13 protein-coding genes and 1 pseudogene are annotated in these 19075 nt (G+C 34.9%); 7 read left to right on the top strand and 7 right to left on the bottom strand.

Annotation, left to right across the window (positions count from 1 at the left end; all coding sequences use genetic code 11):
- Window positions 1-7: 7 nt before the first annotated feature.
- From QWZ06_RS18535 to QWZ06_RS18515, 5 genes are all read right to left on the bottom strand, one after another.
- A complete protein-coding gene (locus tag QWZ06_RS18535) occupies window positions 8-1099 on the bottom strand; it encodes a hypothetical protein (protein ID WP_290300296.1) in 1092 nt (363 codons plus the stop codon).
- Complete coding sequence (locus tag QWZ06_RS18530; RefSeq protein WP_290300295.1) at window positions 1048-2403, bottom strand: hypothetical protein; 1356 nt, start codon at window positions 2401-2403, stop codon at window positions 1048-1050. Before QWZ06_RS18530 ends, QWZ06_RS18535 begins: the two co-directional genes overlap by 52 nt.
- A gap of 212 nt (window positions 2404-2615) precedes the next feature.
- Window positions 2616-4430, bottom strand: a complete 1815-nt coding sequence (locus tag QWZ06_RS18525) for a cytochrome-c peroxidase (RefSeq protein WP_290300293.1) — start codon at window positions 4428-4430, stop codon at window positions 2616-2618.
- Between the two features lie 64 nt (window positions 4431-4494).
- On the bottom strand, window positions 4495-5976 hold the full coding sequence (locus QWZ06_RS18520) for an alkaline phosphatase PhoX (RefSeq protein ID WP_290300292.1): 1482 nt from the start codon (window positions 5974-5976) through the stop codon (window positions 4495-4497).
- A 188-nt stretch (window positions 5977-6164) separates the two neighbouring features.
- Complete coding sequence (locus QWZ06_RS18515; RefSeq protein ID WP_290300278.1) at window positions 6165-8564, bottom strand: DUF5686 family protein; 2400 nt, start codon at window positions 8562-8564, stop codon at window positions 6165-6167.
- 270 nt (window positions 8565-8834) lie between these two features.
- Here QWZ06_RS18515 and QWZ06_RS18510 point away from each other — a divergent pair, with 270 nt between their 5' ends.
- The gene (locus QWZ06_RS18510) at window positions 8835-9881 is read left to right on the top strand and encodes a serine hydrolase domain-containing protein (protein ID WP_290300277.1); all 1047 of its coding nucleotides are present in this window, start codon (window positions 8835-8837) and stop codon (window positions 9879-9881) included.
- A gap of 102 nt (window positions 9882-9983) precedes the next feature.
- On the opposite strand, the pseudogene alaS reads toward QWZ06_RS18510, so the two are convergent.
- A pseudogene (gene alaS / locus QWZ06_RS18505) lies at window positions 9984-12586 on the bottom strand (alanine--tRNA ligase).
- A gap of 504 nt (window positions 12587-13090) precedes the next feature.
- Here alaS and QWZ06_RS18500 point away from each other — a divergent pair.
- The 4 genes from QWZ06_RS18500 (at window position 13091) to msrB (ending at window position 15570) form a co-directional block, all read left to right on the top strand.
- Window positions 13091-13642 carry an RNA polymerase sigma factor gene (locus tag QWZ06_RS18500; protein WP_290300275.1) on the top strand — a complete coding sequence of 184 codons (552 nt, stop codon included), beginning with the start codon at window positions 13091-13093 and terminating at the stop codon, window positions 13640-13642.
- Between the two features lie 7 nt (window positions 13643-13649).
- Entirely contained in the window at window positions 13650-13919 is a 270-nt protein-coding gene (locus QWZ06_RS18495; protein ID WP_290300273.1) for a hypothetical protein, read from the top strand.
- Between the two features lie 79 nt (window positions 13920-13998).
- Window positions 13999-14445, top strand: a complete 447-nt coding sequence (locus QWZ06_RS18490) for a DUF417 family protein (RefSeq protein WP_290300272.1) — start codon at window positions 13999-14001, stop codon at window positions 14443-14445.
- A 24-nt stretch (window positions 14446-14469) separates the two neighbouring features.
- Window positions 14470-15570: a peptide-methionine (R)-S-oxide reductase MsrB gene (gene msrB, locus QWZ06_RS18485; RefSeq protein WP_290300269.1), complete on the top strand. Its 1101-nt coding sequence runs from the start codon at window positions 14470-14472 to the stop codon at window positions 15568-15570.
- A 33-nt stretch (window positions 15571-15603) separates the two neighbouring features.
- Here the strand turns inward: msrB and QWZ06_RS18480 are convergent, their stop codons facing one another.
- Entirely contained in the window at window positions 15604-16248 is a 645-nt protein-coding gene (locus QWZ06_RS18480) for a hypothetical protein (RefSeq protein WP_290300267.1), read from the bottom strand.
- A gap of 195 nt (window positions 16249-16443) precedes the next feature.
- Here QWZ06_RS18480 and QWZ06_RS18475 point away from each other — a divergent pair, with 195 nt between their 5' ends.
- Both QWZ06_RS18475 and QWZ06_RS18470 read left to right on the top strand, forming a co-directional pair.
- Window positions 16444-17793, top strand: coding sequence for an ATP-binding protein (locus QWZ06_RS18475; protein ID WP_290300265.1), 1350 nt, complete (start codon window positions 16444-16446; stop codon window positions 17791-17793).
- 155 nt (window positions 17794-17948) lie between these two features.
- Complete coding sequence (locus tag QWZ06_RS18470; protein WP_290300263.1) at window positions 17949-19064, top strand: NAD(P)/FAD-dependent oxidoreductase; 1116 nt, start codon at window positions 17949-17951, stop codon at window positions 19062-19064.
- Window positions 19065-19075: the final 11 nt, after the last annotated feature.

The raw sequence follows: 19075 nt of genomic DNA, 5'->3' as shown, positions 1-19075 counted from the left end.
TAAACTATTAAAACTCAAGGAATTTTAATTTAAACTGAATGGCGAAATTCTGTTTGAATTGAGGGGTCGCATAATAACCAACCCTGTAGAATAATCCCAGATTGAAATAGCTGGAAAGGAAGTTGTTCCACTCCAATCCCACTTCCTGATACAGGTGATCCAGCTTTTTAAATCTGAACTGGTGGTATTCCGGATGTTTCATATCTCCAATCGTTCCACGAAGAACAAAATCAAAACTGGAAACATTATGTCCGAAACTTTTAAAGTATAAAGGCAATTTGTGAGTGAAATAATAGGCTACAAATTTATCATTGTAATATTTTCCTCCTTCCAGCGTAGCAAATCCAAGGAAAGAAGTAAGATTAAAATTAAAATCTTTGCCCGGAGAGGCAAGTCCGTTCATGGTAAAGTTCTTCCAGATTGGTGCTTCTCCTAAAACAACTCCGCCATATAGTCTGAAACCTGTTGTTCCGATTGCCGTTTTAAAGTTATGTACAAAAAGAGCATCAAAACGGGAATAATTAAAACTTCCCCCTGCCATTTTATAACTTTGTTCATAGTTGAAATACAATTCCGGATATTTCTGATCGATCAGGGATTTACCCTGTGGAGTCATAATATTCGTAGAATTTGGAGAGTACTTTAAAGTAAATAATGTATTGAAATTCTTGAATGAAGCCCCTTCACCTCTAAAGTCGTAAGCAAATTGAGCTTCTTCTACATTTCTTCTTACAGCAAGTGCCAGAGTAAGGCCGTTTGTAACATCATTCAAATAAGATAAAGACGCTCCTTTGAAATGGAAATACTTATCATTATTAAGGTTATTTCCGAAATTCATCATTCTCATTTTGAAATTCCAGAGTCTTCTGTAAAATTCACCTGAAGCCGTTACATCATCATAAAAATCAAATCTGAAGAAAGAGTTTTTTTCTAATGTGGTTTTGATGTCAATCCCCATTCCGTATTTCCATCGTCTGTCTTTTACTCCGTATGCAAAATAATAATCGGGAGAGAAGTAAGGATTGAAATTTTCGTTGATCTTCACCTTTAACCCAAGTCTGAATCCTTCATATGAGTTGTAGTTGGCAATTTCATCCACTGCAAATCTACAACACCCACTCTGATCTGTCCGTTAAGTAATCCGGAAATGATCTGTGCTTTGCTGTCAATTTTATATTTTTTACCTAAGCTGTCAATGGTTTTATAGGTATTCTGTTCCCTTTCAGTAAGGGGTTCTGTTCTGTATTGATCAAGAGAATGGCCATCGATGCTTTTCACATCAAAAGTATATCCTTTGAAATCCTTAGCCTTTTCTTCAATGGGGGATTCAAAATCAAAATATTTTGAGGTAAGGAATGCATAGGTTCCAAAGCTTTTTTTATCCTTTTTGTCTGTATGTTCCTTGTCACCCATCGCCATTTTACCCATTTTAAGTTTGGTCTTTTCATGGGCAAGGAACCATTTATTATTGTAAAAAATCCAGGTACTGGTAATAATTCCGTCGTTTTTGTTTTTACTGAAATTTTCAATTTTTTTAATCCCGTAGGTTTCAGTATCTACATAAATGGCACCGGTGTACTTTCTTTTTTTATCCGGATTTTTATAATTAACCTCACGAAAACGAATGACAAAGTTTTTTCTGCCGTCAAGTTCTATGGTATCTGAAAGGAAATATCTGTAAAGACCTCTGTTTTCTGGTTTTACCTGCTCAGGAACAACATCTCTGTTACTTTGCTGAAGAGCGATCATTTCGTAAACCGGCTGTTTCAGTCCCGAAATCCTATTGTCAAGAATATTGATCTTTTCGCCATACTTTTTAGAGTATAAAAACTCCTGTGCTCTTTCCCAAAGGAAGAGTTTACTTTTAGCAAATATCTTTCTTGCACTGATGTTGTTCAGTGAATCTTTTTCCCTCTTTTTTTTGAAGAAGCTTAAATCATTAAAATATTGATTGAATTGAGAAAGGCTGTCTTCGTCAATATCCAGTGAAATTTTTTCGTACGATTTATAAGAGTAAGAACCCAAACTTTTTGGGGAGTTTTCATTGAATAGTTTATTGACCTTTTTAAGGATTTCCAGAGCCCTCGGGTCACTTTTATCTTCAATTATTACGGTTTCAATATTGGTGGTTTTTGAAGATTTTTTGGTCAGAGAAACCTCCATACTGCTTTCTACAGTAGTTGTTTCTTTTTGATAAGTCTCCGCTTCCACTTCAATATTCGGGCAGGTGGTTTTAAACTCCAGGACTCCCTGAGGATTAGTATAACCAAGAATCGTATTGCCACAGAAAACCTTGGCATTGGAGATAGGCTTTTGAGTAGAGCCATCTACAACTTTAATTTTAAGCTGTGAATACCCTAAAAAGCATATTAAAAAAAGTAATAATTGTAAACCCCTTTTCATGTAAAAAAACTAGGTCAAAATTAATAATATTTATTGTGGTAGAAAAGTTTTTAACAGAGTATAACATTGATTTAATCCAACATAGGCATAGGGCTTTCCTAAAAAACACCTTTTAATTTTGAAGATAGGTGAACTTTTCCGAATTCCTGAACTTTTTCAATAAAAAACTCCTGAATAAATTCAATTCAGGAGTTTTTATATTTTCAGAGCACTTATCGATCATTTAAAGCTTTCATAAATTCTATAATATCATCTATTTCCTGCCCAGTTAGATGTAAAGGAGCATCAGAAAGTGTTTGGTTATCTACTTTAAATCCAAAGCCTTTTCCACCTCCTTTATTATAAAAATTCATAACTTCTTTCAATGTTTTATAGCCGCCATTATGCATATAAGGAACCGTTTTGTCAATATTTCTGAGAGTAGGTGTTTTGAAAGAATGCTGCAATGTTGCAACGGTCTCATGAAATTTCCCTCTTCCCAGGTCATTGTCAAATTTCTTATTTTCTCCATTCACAGCCACTCCCAATACTTCCTGTTCTGTTTTTTTGAAAGTAGGAGGGACTGTTCCATTAAATAAAGGCAAAAAATGGCAGATTGCACATTGCGCTTTTCCGACAAAAAGATTAAATCCGCGTTTTTGACTCTCAGTCATGGCCGACTTGTTTCCCTGCATATATTCATCAAAATTAGAATTGAATTTTGCCAAAGATCGGATGTAACTAGCCAGTACATTCTGAAGTTGCCAAACCTCAACCCTTTGTGAATGATAGATCTTTTTAAAAGCTGTTTGATAACTTTTATCCTGATTGATCTTAGCAATAATAAGATTCAAATCACCATGCATTTCTTCTTTATTGGAAATCACATCTGCACTTTGACCTTCCAGATCATCCTTTCTCATATCCCAAAACTGGCCATGCTGAAACCCTGCATAGTTGAGAGAAGGCGCATTACGCGCAAGTTCTGAATGTTCAAGAGACATAGATCTTGGCAATCCATCTGTAAATGCTCTTTCAGGGATATGACAGGTAGCACAGTTGCGATTGTTACTATTGGATAGAATGTTGTCATTAAAAAGCTGATGTCCAAGAGCTGCTTTATTTTCAGAAAATGCATACTCTTTTCCGGGAGTGAATGCATTAGGATTGAACGCGTTTTTAGAAAAGAATGTAGCTGCATTTTTATTTAAGGCAGTGGTCACTTCTACATCAGGGATTTTTTCCTGGTTTTTAAAATCAAGCATCAAAGCAGTGATCTTATTGAGATGATCAGGGATGAAATTGACATAATCAAAGGTATTCTTATCTGTATTTTTTTTCAGAACTTCAGTTGCAGCATTAATTTCAGCTACGATATTTTTTAAAGCCTTATCTTTTGACTTACCTGTAGATATTTGCTCCAAGGTTTCTTTAATACCTGCTAATGAGGATGGGATTTCCTGTAAAAAAACTCCGGAAATAGGCGTGTCAAAACCTGAAATTCCAAGACTGGAAATTCTGAATGCCTCCTGTCTTAAAGCATCAAATACCTGATCCTTACTGATTGTGATAACCTGGAAATTGGTATCTATACCGTTGCTTTTGCTCACGAGTTTATTGAGCATCCTGATCACCTCATCTTTATTTTCCTGTTGATAAGGATAAAACATTTCTTCCAAGACCTGTAATCCTTCAGGCTCTATTTCTGTATGTTCATCCATTTCTATTTCTGGAAGGGCAGGACCATTGATGAATCTTGCAGAGTAGGGTAGAAAGTATTCTATGGCCCATTCCATTTTTTTGTAGGTCTTTCTGATAGTTTCAAACTGGTTCTGAAGAAGTTTTTCATCAGCATTTTTGGAAACCAGCATTTTCAATTCATTGATTTGCTTAGCAAAATCAGAATTGTTTTTGATGATTCTGTTTTTTACAGAGCCAAGGTCTTCATATACCGGTTGCTGTTTCTCATTTTTACAATATGAAAGCGTAAAAAGAGCCAATGCGGAATATAAAAAAAGAAGTATCGGGTATTTTGAAATTTTCTTCATAAGTACGAAAAAGTACCAACAGGAGTTTACTGTTGATACTTTGATTGATATGGAATAACTAAAACTATTTTTCTACGTTTCTGATGATCACAATTTGCCCACCTTCTTTATTGGTGTTTACTCCGGAACCGTCAGGATTTTTAAATTTATCCAACTGCCATGTATGAGAGTGGATATTAACGGCAAATGTATTAGGAACTCCAATGATATCGGAAATATCTACCATTGCTCCAAATTCCCATGAACCGAATTTAAGAAGATCTCCGGATTGGTTGTAGGCCGTCTGCCATGCTGAATTGTTTCTGTTGTGTTTCATATTCAACCATGGTTTATATTGTTTTGTAGCGATATTCAGCTGCCAGATATAAGAATCATGATTCGCTGCTTTGTAATAGGAGTCTCCATCTTCCTGGATGTAAACAAAGTTTTCTGTTACACATAAGTTATCAGGGTTAATCAGGTTATTACTAGGATTAGAATCTCCCTCTGCAACTACTTCTAGTTTTCCTGTCAACATATTGCTGGAGTTTAGAACAAGTTTGTAAACTCTTCCCCACATTGTTAATCCCGGTTTTGGATTCACCCCATCAGAAGATTCTCCGGTAGCTGTAAAGTAGATCTCTCTTCCTTTTCCTGCTCCTTTTCTGTAATCTACATCTTCAACTCTTGAAAAACGGATTGCATTGTTATCAATGTTTTTCTGGTTGATTTGAGCTCCGGTAAGGTTTTTAGCGCCAGGAATTTCAACAAACTCTACGTCATAGGCACTTCCTTTCGTCATATCCGTTTCAGTATAATTGTTGTTTGTTCTTTTTAGAGCATATAATTTACCATTATTCAAGTCTCCTTGGGTATCAGCAACGTACATGATCAATTGTCCGGCAGATTGATGAGACGAAGAATAAGACTGGTCTTCTCCAATGATGATATAAGACTTTCCATTAGAAACATCCTTAGGAAGTGGAACAGCGTTTTCCATAGACGCTTTTCCTAACGCAGGTTTTACTCTGGTTTTATCAGATGCCTGAGATGCTGGTGCCAAAGGATCTAGAGCATGCACCATACTTTCTTCACCAGATTCTCCGGCAGTAAGGAATGCACTGAAGCCATGAACTTCTGGTGTTGCCAATGTAGCAGAACATAATCTGGTCATTCCTCCGGTTCCATTTAAAATATATTCTCCTTTTACAGGTCTGAATGTTTTATCCAGATATACTCTTGAAACAGATTGTTTGATCTCGTGGTTAGTAATCATCAGGTAACCATCAGAGTTAGGATCTTTCATAATTCCCATTCCATCCGGTTGTCCTCCGAAAACGAAATCGGGAGATCCAGAAAGAACATCGGAACTGGAAATTAATGTCGTAATATTTAGGTTTTCAAAACCAGTCATTCCATAAACGAAGGCCGGTTCTTTAGAAAAGTTTTCAATTTTGATTTTGTCGTTGGAAGGAGTGTTGTTATCACTTCCGTTATTGTCTTCACTACAGCTCTGGAAAAGAAGGGCTCCAAAGAGTAAAGCTCCAATAGTTTTGTTAATTTTCATAATTACTTTTTTTGAATTTCGATTACAGCAAAACTAAAGGCTTAGTGTTAATTAGACTTTACGGGGAGAAAACAAATAGTTTAAGATTAGGTAAAGATTTGTTAAGCGAAGGTCAATAATTAGAATGGATATAAATAAAAAACTCCTGAAATTTTCAGGAGTTTGTAATAAAAACAGGTTTACTATTTTTAATCTTTTTGCAATATATTGAGTCTGAATTGAATTCCGAAATTGTCTTTAAACTGGGAAGTCTGATAGTATCCTAGTCTATAAGAAAATCCAACGCCAAAATTTCTTCCTAAAAAACGATTCCAGATAAGTCCAACCTCCTGATAATAATGATCGAGAACCTGAAAATTGAACTGATGATCGCCTCTGTTTTTAAAATCTCCAATGGCAGACTGATATTCAATTTCTATGTTGGAATATCTGTTACCAAAAGTTTTAAATCGGAAAGGCAGATATTGCGAAACATGAAAAGCAACAAATTTATCCGTAAAAAAAGTTCCGGCAGGCATGGTTGCAAATCCCAGATTGGTAGGAGTACTTATTTTTGAAGACCATTTATCGGCATTATTATCTGTTTGTCCTGCAATTTCAAAGTTTTTCCAAATTGGGGCTGTACCGGAGGATATTCCTCCAAAAAGCTTGACATTGGTATATCCCAACTTTGATCTGAACTGATGAATAAGCAATAGATCCAGTCTTTGATACTCAAGATCTCCACCTAATGTTTTAAGTCCCTGCTCGTAATTCATGAAAACTTGCGGAAATCCTTTTTCATAAGTGTATTTCCCGCTTGGAGTCATGATGTTTTTATCATTCGGAGCAAATTTAAGGGACAACGTTGCGCTTGTATTGTCAAAACGGTGGCCTAAGTTTTTATATTGATAATCGAAAAGAGCTTCCTGCTTTTCTTTATTCACCGCAACTTTCATGCTTAATGAATTGGAAATGTCATAAAGAAATGACGCGCCCCATTTTTGATTTTTATAGAAACTAGCGTTGTGAAGATCAAGATTGATATCAGAAAATTTCATCATTGCATCCCACATATTATTATTGAATCTCCCCGCAGCAAATACATCATCTACATAATCAATCCGGAAAACAGAGGTTCTTTTGTCTGATAATTTCATATCTAAACCTAGGCCATATTTCCAATGATGATCTTTAAAGCCATATCCGAAGTATCCATCAGGAGAAAATGTCTTACTGAATTTTTCATTAAGTTTTATTCCCGCTCCCAAACGTATCCCTTGGTATTGATCGTAGCTGATGAATTTTGTAAAATCAAAATCAATCATTTTATATCTTAAATTCCCTCTCATTAACTGGGTTAAAAAGTTCAGCTTCTTTTCGAAGTCATGTTTTTCTACAAAGCTGTCAATTTTGGTATACGTTGAGCTTTCTCTGGAAGTAAGACTGTCGGTTCTATATTTTTGCATAAGACTTCCATCCGGGTTTTTCATTTCAAGAGAATAGCCTCTGAATTCCGATGCTTTTTGTGCTTCATTTAATTCAAAATCGAAGAATCTGTTTTTGACATAGAGATAGTTTCCAAATCTTTTTTTGTTGTATTTTATTTTTTCTCCAGGTTTTAAACTGTCTTTTTTAGAGGTGTTAAAGGTTTGGTCGCCCATTTTTAATTTGATGTCTTCATAATCCAGAAACCATTTATTATTGATAGGCTTCCACACAGAGACAATATTTCCCTCGTTTTGTTTTTTATTAACGCTTTCAAACTTTTTCAAAGCAAAACTTTCCGCGTCAATATATATTTTTCCATTAAATTTTCTGGGATTCTGCTTTTTCTTATCAGTAATTTCTTTGAATTTGATGACATATGTTTTTCTGCCTTCAATCTGCAACGTATCAGAAAGGTAGAAATGAAACAGTTTTCTGTTTTCAGGTCTCAGCTGTCTTGGCGTTTTATCCAGATTTGAAATATTGATCGCTAAAGCTTCATAGATAGGACTTTTAAACCCTGACATTCTGTTATTGATGATATTGGTCTTTTCACCATATTTCTTAGAAAATTTGTATTCAGAGGCTTTTTCCCAAAGAAACATCTGGCTTTCCTGTGAGGCATTCAGAAAGTCTTCATTGATTAATGAATCCTTCTTTTCACTTTCTTTCTGTTTGAAACCACTTTTGTCAACTTTTGAAAGAGAATCCTTTCTTATCGCTAAGAAATTTTTAAAAGTGTCAATAGAATCTTTATCAACATCAATTGAAAATTTGGTATACGACTTGAAATTATAAGAATCTAAAGACTTTGGTGAGTTTTCTTTTGCTTTTCTATTCACTTCATCCAGAATTTTCAACGCTCTGGGGTCGCTCTTATCCGTGATAATAATTCGCTCGATATTTTCTCTCTTTTCGGATAACGGCTGCATTGGGATCTCCATGGATACTTTCACATCCACTAAAACATCTTCAAAATTACTGGCAAGAATTTCTACTTTTTTACATTTTGTTTTGAAAGATAAAACTCCTTCCTGACTGGTTTTCCCTAACAAATTGTCATCACAATAAACACCCGCGTTTGGGATAGGCTGTTTATTGCTTTTATTGAACACTCTCATTTGAGTTTGGCCAAAAAAAAGCACAGTGAAGAAAAAAAATAAAGGAAATAATAGTCTTGTCATTGTTTTTTTATAAATAAGACGAAACTATTGATAAGAAAGTTACAGACTATATGAAAATATAATTTTTTACATATCGTATTGAAATAAAATTATTTTCTTAATCGATAATTATTTATTTTTAACAACATTATAATTTGGATTAATACATTATGCAAACCAAATGGTATGCGCTATTTAACCATTTAATCAGAAAATTAAACTATAACCATGAAATATCTAACCATTATTTTATTTTTGGCCTTATTGGGGTGTAAAAGTGTTCAGCAAGTCAATAAACAAAATGTTGAAAATGCAATTACAAAAAATGCTCTTCAGTTATTAGAGGATAAAAGATTTCATTCCGTTTCCATTGCAGTGTTGAAAGATGGTGAATCCACCATAAAACATTTTGGAGAATTAACGATTGGAAAAGGAAACAAACCCAACGATTCTACACTGTATGAATTAGCTTCCGTCACTAAAACTTTTACAGGATATATGGCTGCTAAAGCAGTACTTGATAAAAAAATAAATCTGGATGATGATATTAGAATCTATCTTAATGAACCTTATCCTAATTTAGAGTTTAAAGGTGAGCCTATAAGAATCAAACATCTCATCACCCATACAGGTGGATTTCCTAATCTCCCTATAAAAAGTGAAAATAAAGAAGCTTTTTTTGAAGGATTAAAACTCATCAAAATTGAAACTAAACCTGGAGATGTATATTACTATTCAAATACAGCACCGGAGGTGACAGCCTATATACTTGAAAAAGTGTATCAAAAACCTTTTGAAGAATTGGTATCCGAATTTGTTTTAAAACCCAATAAGATGAATCAAACCAAGTTTACACTCAATGAAAATGACAGAACAAGATTGGTAAAAGGGTATAACGATAAAAACGAGCTAATGCCTAATTTCAATAGAACTTTATGGGGTGGAATTTCAGGATTGCATTCTACGGTTCCGGATTTAGTGAAATATATGAAGCTGCAACTTGATAAGTCGAATCTTGTTGTTAACGAATCTCATAAAAAATTATATAAAGAAGGCTCTGATTTTTGGGAAGGCTATCATTGGTACATCATAGAAGATAATAATCGATTAATGTACAGACATCACGGAGGTATCTATGGAATGCAGAATTGGTTTGTGGTTTATCCTAAAAAAAATATAGGAATATCGATTTTGACAAACACCAGCTTTAATGAAACAGGAGAAATTTTAGAAAAAGTAGTTGATAGCTTGTATAATGACATCAAAGCAAACTAAATTCATCAAATACAAATGATCCCTTTCAAAAACTGAAAGGGATCATTGTTTATATTAAATCAGGATAATGAAATCCTTCAAAACCGCAAAGCGGTGATATCTTTAAAGATTTAAGGCCTTCTGATAAGCATTTTCCAATCCATCGATGTTTTTACCACCTGCAGTAGCAAAACCTGGGTTTCCACCACCGCCACCTTGGATTTCTTTAGCAAGATCTTTTACAATAGCTCCTGCCTGATAATCTGCTGCCAGATCATCGGAAACTCCTACAGTAATCATTGGTTTACCATCAGCATCAGAAAGAATGATCGTTACCGAAGTTGGGATCTCTCTTTTTAACTGGAATACAATATCTTTAACAGAACCAGCATCCAAAGAAGTCTTTTTCACTAACAATTGTTTGTTGCCTTTTTGCTCGTAAGCATTCTTCCAGTCACCAATTTCTCCTTTTGCCTTTTCTTTTTTAAAGGCTTCTACTTCAGACTTCAATGATGTATTTTCCTCGATTAATTTCTCGATAGATCTTACAACATCTTTAGACTTTAGCAATTGAGAAAGCTCAATGATCTGTTTTTCAAGCCCTTTGAAATATTCTTCAGATTGATCTCCGGAAATCGCTTCAATTCTTCTGATTCCTGCAGCTGCAGATCCTTCAGAAGTGATTTTGAAGTGCCCGATTTCGCTGGTGTTTTTTACGTGAGTTCCTCCGCAAAGTTCCTTAGAACTTCCGAACTGGATCATTCTCACATTGTCACCATATTTTTCACCAAATAAAGCCATTGCTCCTTTTTCCAAAGCCTCTTTAATCGGAATACTTCTGAATTCCTGTAATGCAATGCTTTCTTTAATCTTGTGATTTACTTTCTCTTCAATTAAAGCGACCTCTTCTTCAGTCATTTTATTAAAGTGAGAGAAGTCGAAACGCAAATAATCAGGGCCTACATAAGAACCTTTTTGCTCTACGTGAGTTCCCAGAACTTCTCTTAATGCTTCATGGAGAAGGTGAGTTACAGAGTGATTTGCCTGAGAATTCCTTCTGTCAGTGGCGTTTACTTTAGCATAGAAAACAGCCCCTGCATCTTTAGGAAGACCGTTGATCAAAGAAATGATCAAACCGTTTTCTTTTTTAGTTTCCAGTACTTCGAAGCTTTCAGTAGCATTTTCAAGAACACCCTTGTCTCCAACTTGTCCACCACCTTCAGGGTAGAATGGAGAGCTGCTTAATACCACCTGATAAAATTCTCCGTCTTTATTTTCTACTTTTCTGTATCTTGTAATATAGGTTTCAGATTCAATCTGATCATATCCAACGAATGATTCAGGTTTTTCTTCTAAAACAACCCAGTCATATACTTTCTGAGCAGAATCCGCTTTTGAACGAAGCTTCTGCTTTTTCATCTCTTCTTTGAATCCTTCTTCATCGATCGTTAACCCTTTTTCCTCAGCGATAATTCTCGTTAAGTCATCAGGGAAACCGTAAGTATCATACAATTCGAAAACCTCTTCGCTAGGTAATACTTTCAGATTATCAGCAATAGTCTGTTGAATCAGTTTATCAACTCTGATCAGACCATTTTCAATCGTTTTTAAGAATGAATCTTCTTCACTTTTGATAACTTCTGTTACCAAAGTTCCTTGCTTTTTCAGCTCAGGGAAGAATGCACCCATTTGTTCCTGAAGAACAGCAACCAATTTGTAAAGGAAAGGTTCTTTCATATCTAAGAATCGATAAGAATAAGAAATTCCTCTTCTCAAAATTCTTCTGATCACGTAACCAGCTCCTCCGTTTGAAGGCAATTGTCCGTCTGCAATTGCAAAAGAGACCGCTCTGATGTGATCAACAACTACACGAATTGCAATATCTTTTTCATCTTCTAAAATTCCGGTATATTTTTTTCCTGAAAGTTCTTCAACCTTTGCAATGAGCGGAGTGAAAACATCAGTGTCATAGTTGGAAGATTTCCCTTGAAGCGCCATACAAAGACGCTCAAAGCCCATTCCTGTATCTACATGTTGAGCAGGTAATTTTTCCAGAGAACCATCTGCTTTTCTGTTAAATTCCATGAAAACGAGATTCCAGACTTCCACCACCTGAGGGTGATCGTTGTTCACCAGTTCCAAACCGGAAACTTTAGCTTTTTCTTCCGGAGTTCTTAAATCGATATGGATTTCAGAACAAGGCCCACAAGGCCCGCTGGCACCCATTTCCCAGAAGTTATCCTTTTTATTTCCGTTGATGATTCTGTCTTCTGAAATATGAGATTTCCAGAAATCATAAGCGTCCTGATCTCTGTTAAGGTTTTCAGATTGATCACCTTCGAAAATCGTTACATATAAATTTTCTTTAGGTATTCCGTATACTTCAGTCAGTAATTCCCAGGCAAAAGCAATAGCCTCTTTTTGAAGTAATCCCCGAAAGACCAGTTCCCCAACATTTCAAACATGGTGTGGTGGTAAGTATCTCTACCTACATCATCCAAATCGTTGTGTTTCCCGGAAACTCTCAAACACTTTTGTGTATCGGCGATTCTTGGGGCCGTAGGTGTTTTGTAGCCAAGGAAAAAATCCTTGAACTGCGTCATTCCTGAGTTGGAAAACATAAGGGTAGGGTCGTCTTTCAGCACAATAGGAGCTGAAGGAACGATAAGGTGTTCCTTACTTTTAAAATAGTCTAAAAATTTTTGACGTATCTCTTGTGATGTCATAGTATTGCTTTTGCTTTTTTAGTATCAAATTTTGATAAGATGCAAATTTAAGATTTTTAGGTGATTTAATATCTAATATTTCATATTTTCAAGGATGTTTTATCAAATATCGGACATAATAATTGCTTGCCAATAGGAATATATACTTATACAGGCTCTAGCTTTTTATCAAATGGCTAGATATAAATATTTTTTGCCACGTATGTACGAATTACCTTATTCTATGTGTCTATGTTGTAAAAATCAAATTATTATTTAAACCACATAGATTTCACATAGAATGTATACATCATTAAAATTATTCGTGCATTCGTGGCTACTCTAAAAGCAGTGTAAAATTTTATCGCAGATAAAATCCTTGCGCCTTAAAAACAGGCTCATTATCTAAAATCCTTGCGTCCTTGCGTTTTCCAACAAAAAACATTCATTCCAAGAATATTTTGTTCATTCCATTTAACTTATTACCTTAGCTAAGATCTGAATAAGATAAAAAAACATAACTCGATGATGAAAAACGAAATTCTGAAAAGCTGGATCGATCAGTATTCCGGGCCGCTTTTGAAGAAAGCTTTATATATGCTTTCCAATAAAGAGGATGCTCAGGATGTGGTTCAGGATGTTTTTATTGCTGCCTTTTCCAATTATGATTCCTTTGAAGAGAAAAGTCAGCCACTCACTTGGCTTATGGCTATTCTTCAGAGAAAAGTAGCAGATTTTTACCGAAAAAAATATAAATCAGAACCCAATATTAAGCTGGATCATTTTTTTGATGAAACAGGCTCCTGGAAAAATAATGATGTCTTAAATGATTGGAATGTTTCAACGGAATCTGAGCTTCTGGACAATCAGGATTTTAATAAAACGCTTGAAGAGTGTATCGAGGAATTACCCTCCAGATGGAAAATTTTACTGAAGATGTATTACCTTGAAGAAAAAAAAGCCCCCGATGTGAGTCAGGAATTGAATGTTTCTACGACTAACCTTTGGAAGATCCTTCAAAGAAGCCGGATGCAACTTAGAGAATGTCTGGAATTTAACTGGTTTTCAAGATTATAATTAAAAAATGCTGAAAAAGATATTACATATTCTGTTCTTACCATGCATCGAAGCTACTTTGCTCATGGAAAAACGTAATGCCAAAACAATCTCTGCCAAAGAAAACAGGAGATTGAGCATCCATATATTTGTATGTAAATGGTGTAAAGCTTATAATGAAAAGCTGAAACTGTTGGATAAGATTTTTAGAAAAACGCTTGCTGAAAAAAATACTGAAATTAATGAATCTGAAATTCAGGATTTTAAAAATAAAATAATTGAAAAATTAAATTTCTAAGAAAATTATGTCAGGATTTTGAAATAACACCGACTATACTTTTGAAAATAATAAAAGTATTAATTCAAAATCTAAAAAAATGGTCGGAACAACAAATACATCTGGTAAAAATCAATTAACCTATCATCTGGGATATTACATTTCCCTTTTCGGAGCAGCACTTATTTTGCTTTGGATTGGAATCTTCAAATTTACACCTACCGAAGCAGCATCCATAAAACCTTTGGTGGAAAACCATTTCTTAACTTTTTTCGTATATAAGATAATGAGCGTTCAGATGGTATCAAACCTTATCGGAGCGATAGAAATTATCATTGCCTTATTACTGATATTTAGTGCGAAATTTGCTGTACTTAAAAAGTATGCCGGAATAGGGATGATCGTCACTTTTCTGGTGACATTAAGTTATTTGTTTACGACTCCGGGAATGTGGAAAATAGTAGATGGAGTTCCTGTTACGGACTTTTTTATAGTGAAGGATCTGATGCTTTTAGGATTTGGATTGATGATCACACAAAAACAATAAGAAATAATGAATAAAAAGCTAAATATGAAAAATATATTAATTGTACTCGGAATTGTTCTGGGTATTGCAGTCTTTGCTACAGAAAGCGGGCTTTTTAAAAAGAATAAGCCTGTTGAAACAGACATGAAAAAAGAAAAACAAGAAATTATGGATAATAAAAATGTAAGAGAGATTTATTTTGCAGGTGGATGTTTTTGGGGAACAGAACATTTCTTTCAGCAGATTCGTGGTGTTGTAGGAACAGATGTAGGGTATGCCAATGGTAAAACTCAAAACCCTACGTATGAAGAAGTAGTAAGTCACACAACCGGGTTTGCAGAAACAGTGAAAGTAAAATACGATCCGGAACAGGTAGATCTGAAACTCTTGATTGATTTGTATTTTAAAACCATTGATCCTACAAGTCTTAACCAGCAGGGAAATGATAGAGGAGACCAATATAGAACAGGAATTTATTACACAGATAAAACAGATGAAACTTTGGTAAAAGCTGAAGTGCAGAAGCTGGCAAAAAACTATACGAAACCGGTAGTTGTAGAAACCACTCCTTTGAAAAATTTCTATAAAGCGGAAGATTATCATCAGGATTATCTGGATAAAAACCCAGGCGGATATTGCCATATTGAACCAGGACTTTTTGAAATGGCCAAAAAAGCAAACCCACTTCCGAAAACAACAGCTTATCAAAAACAGGACAAAAAAGCTTTAAAGGGAAAACTAACGGCTGAACAATATAATGTAACGCAAGAAAATGGTACAGAAAGACCTTTCCAAAATGAATACTGGAACGAAACCCGTGAAGGAATTTATGTAGATATCACTACCGGGGAACCATTATTTGTTTCAACAGATAAATTTGAATCAGGTTGTGGCTGGCCAAGCTTCTCAAAACCGATTACCAAAAGTTTGATTGATGAAAAACTGGATGGTACTCACGGAATGACAAGAGTAGAGGTAAGAAGCAAAACCGGAGATGCTCACTTGGGACATGTCTTTACTGATGGACCTAAGGATAAAGGCGGACTTCGTTACTGCATCAACAGTGCTTCTCTGAAATTTATCCCCAAAGCGGAGATGGAAACAAAAGGATACGGAAAATATCTTCCGTTGTTAGATAAAAAGTAAATTGAAAGAAAGAGGCTGCCCATTGGCAGCCTTTTATTTTAAGGGGTATCTGGAAAGTAGAGACCTTTCTTTAAAACTTAATATAGAAAGATAAGATAGTATCAGGAAGCCTGCGATCAGAATATAAGCCTCTTTGGTCAGGTGAGAGAAAAATGCCTGTGTTTTTTCAAAAAGGCTGGGTTCTGGGTCATCTGTGAATGTAATTATCTGATCATCAAAAAGTTCACAAGGTCCTGCGGGAGGGTCTGGATAAGTGATCGTTACAGGAACAAGTAGATTTCCTGTTTTTTCTAGATCCACCGCATATTCTGCGTGTTTGGTAATATGCATATCATTGATAATAGAAGCAAAATCTCCATAGGTGTTTTCTTCCCCTAAAATAAATTCTATTCCGGTATGCTTCTCATTTCGTTTCTGTAGTGCGTTCACCTCTGAAACATATAAATCTGAGTTTTCTTTGGCTTTACCCGCCGGAACCTTTATTTTTTTGAGATTCCAGTTTCTAAATAGTTCAAGAACATCATTAGAATTGCTTTTATCTTTATCTAATTTAGGAGGAATGCCAATATCCATCACTGAAGTAGTTATTTCTTGAATTTTTCTATTTCCGAAATGCCAAAATAAGACGGGAATGACTAAAGCGCTGATGAGTCCCGGACGATAGTATATTTTTTTCATTTCCTTCGTTTCGATAAAATTATAAAATAATGTAAGAATGAAAAAGCAAATGATTAAAGAACTTCAATATTTAACAGAACTGAGAAATAAAAAAAAGAATATTGATAATATTTGAATTAAAATGATATTAAATTCTGATACTTTCATAGACTTTCAAGATTAAAATATTAAATTTGATAGAACTAATAGGGAATTATGAAGTTAATTGAACTCGCAGAAGAATTAAATGTTTCTGCAGAAGCGATAAAACAGTTTATACAGGATTTTGATCTGGAACTGGTAGATTGTATCAGTACCAACTTTGATGTAAAGGAAGATTTTGAAAAATTTGCCCGTGAGAATATTGATTTTTTAAGGCTGTACGAAAAAGATCTGGATAAGAATAAGACCTTAGAACAGATTGCTGAAGTTATCAATCAGCCAAAAGAGAAAGTAGAGAAAGTAATCAAGGATAATAATCCTAATATTTTTGACAATGGCTTTTTCAAATCATCCATTTCAAGTTATGGGATTGATAATAAGTTAGGTGGCAATTATCAATTTGTATATAATTATTTTGGACATAAAACCAGCCTGCAGAAAAGAGATTTTATAGGATACAGAGATTTATTTTTCTATACATCAGTTATTCTTGAACCCTTTTTGAATCCACAGCAGATTAAGGATTGGGGCATCAATAAACCGGCAGGCATTATTTTATACGGCCCTCCCGGAAGTGGTAAGATTTTCTGGGCCAATAAAATTGCCGAAATCATAGGCTATCAGTTCAAAGAAGTGAAAAAACATTACCTGAGCACTTCATTGATTGATGGAAATCAAATCAATTTCAGTGACTTTCTTTTATCCATGTTGAAAGAAAATAAAATGTTGCTCTTCCTTGATGATTTTGATGAAATTATGATGCAAAGAAAAGCCGATACGGATGTTGCATCTTGTAATCTTGAAGCACAAGAATTGATCCTTCATTATATTGGAAAATTTGAGAAAGAAGGCGTTTTAATGGTAGGTTCAGCCAATTCAGTATCCGAAATTGATGAAGAAATCCTAGCTCCGGGGAGATTTGATGTAATGATTCCAATATTTCCACCTAATGCTTCCGAACGTTCCGAAATTATCTTATATGCGATGACAAGAGGGCTTGAAGAAGATTCCTTACTCTATAAAATTCTTAAAAATAATAAAGCAGATAAAATTCCTTTCTGGCATGATGCTGCCTCAAGGATGAAAGCCTTTAGCAATACCATGCTGATTGATTTTACCCAAAGTTTAAAGAAAAGAATCAAAAATCTTTATCAAAGAACCCGCAACGAGAAACTTAAAATTGATCAGAATCTTATCAATGGAGCGTTAAGGGATGCTGCAGCAAAACTCACCGAAGAATACCTTGATCAGGTAGCCCGATTTTTAGCAGATGCGATCATTAATAACTTTGATGAATTTCATTTTAGAATTCAGGCATTAAAAAGCGAACTTGAAACCTATAAAATAGTCGAAGAACCAAGACGTGCTATTGGATTTCATCATAACGGGGAAAAAGAAAATTAGTAAGTGGGGCGAGATACGAGCTTTGGGGTAAGAGATATGAAAGGGTAGGCTATTAGTTACTAAAATGGTAATGATGTAACAAGTTTCTTTGTCTATTCTCTACATCTCAAACTTTCCACTATCATCAATTATTTATCACTCATTACCCATTACTTATGATCAGCATCTGGGAACAGGAAACTTTTTACCGTAAAAGAGATATTATCATTATTGGAGGCGGATTTTCCGGGCTCTGGACGGCTATTTCCATTAAAGAGCAATTTCCTGAAAAATCTGTATTGATTATTGAAAGAAACAGAGTGCCATTAGGAGCCTCTACCCGAAATGCAGGGTTTGCCTGTTTTGGAAGCCTTACGGAAGTGATTGCCGATTCTCGGAAAATGGGTTGGGAAAAAACATTGGATCTTGTTAAAATGAGGTTCGATGGTCTTCAGAAGATCAGACAATATTTCAAAAATGATGAAATAGACTTTGAAGGCAATGGAGGATATGAAATTCTAAATAATGACGAGCCATTATTATATATCAATGAAGTCAATGACAAACTAAAGTCAATTACAGGACTTGAAGAAACTTATTCTTTAAATCAGGATAAAATAAAAGAATTTGGATTGGGTAAATCTCAATTTCTGGTTGAAAATCCTTGTGAGGGAGGTTTACATTCAGGGAAATTGCTGCAGAAACTTTTAGAGAAATGCTATGAATTGAAGATTGAATTTTTGTTTGGAACAGAAGTTAAAGAAATTCAGGAAACAAGAAATGAAGTGAGTGTTCATTTTTCGGATGGAGTTTTTGTTAATGGTGATCAATTAATTCATTGTACAAATGCATTCAGCTCAAAATTTTTGGAAAAAGAAGATATCGTTCCTGCACGTGGGCAGATTCTGCTTACTGAGCCTATAGAAAATTTAAAACTAAAGGGAACTTTTCACTATGATGAAGGATTTTATTACTTTAGAAATGTAGGAAACAGAGTCTTATTGGGTGGTGGCAGGAATCAGGATTTTAAAACCGAGGAAACTATTGCTTTTGAAACTACTGAGTTTCTGCAAGATCACTTAGAGAACTTTTTAAGGGAAGTAATCTTACCGGATCAAGACTTTAAAGTTGCTTTGCGTTGGTCTGGAATTATGGCCATGGGTTCAGACAAAACGCCGATTGTAAAACAGGTTTCAGACCGACAATTTTGTGCAGTAAGGCTTTCCGGAATGGGAGTAGCGTTGGCTCCAAAGATAGGTGAAACTGTGAGAAAAATGATGGGGTTGCGGTAAGTAATTTACAA

Source organism: Chryseobacterium tructae, from assembly GCF_030409875.1.
In the GTDB taxonomy this organism is placed as follows: domain Bacteria; phylum Bacteroidota; class Bacteroidia; order Flavobacteriales; family Weeksellaceae; genus Chryseobacterium; species Chryseobacterium tructae.
The sequence above is the reverse complement of the archived record's forward strand: the minus strand, read 5'-3'. Positions and strand labels throughout refer to the sequence as shown.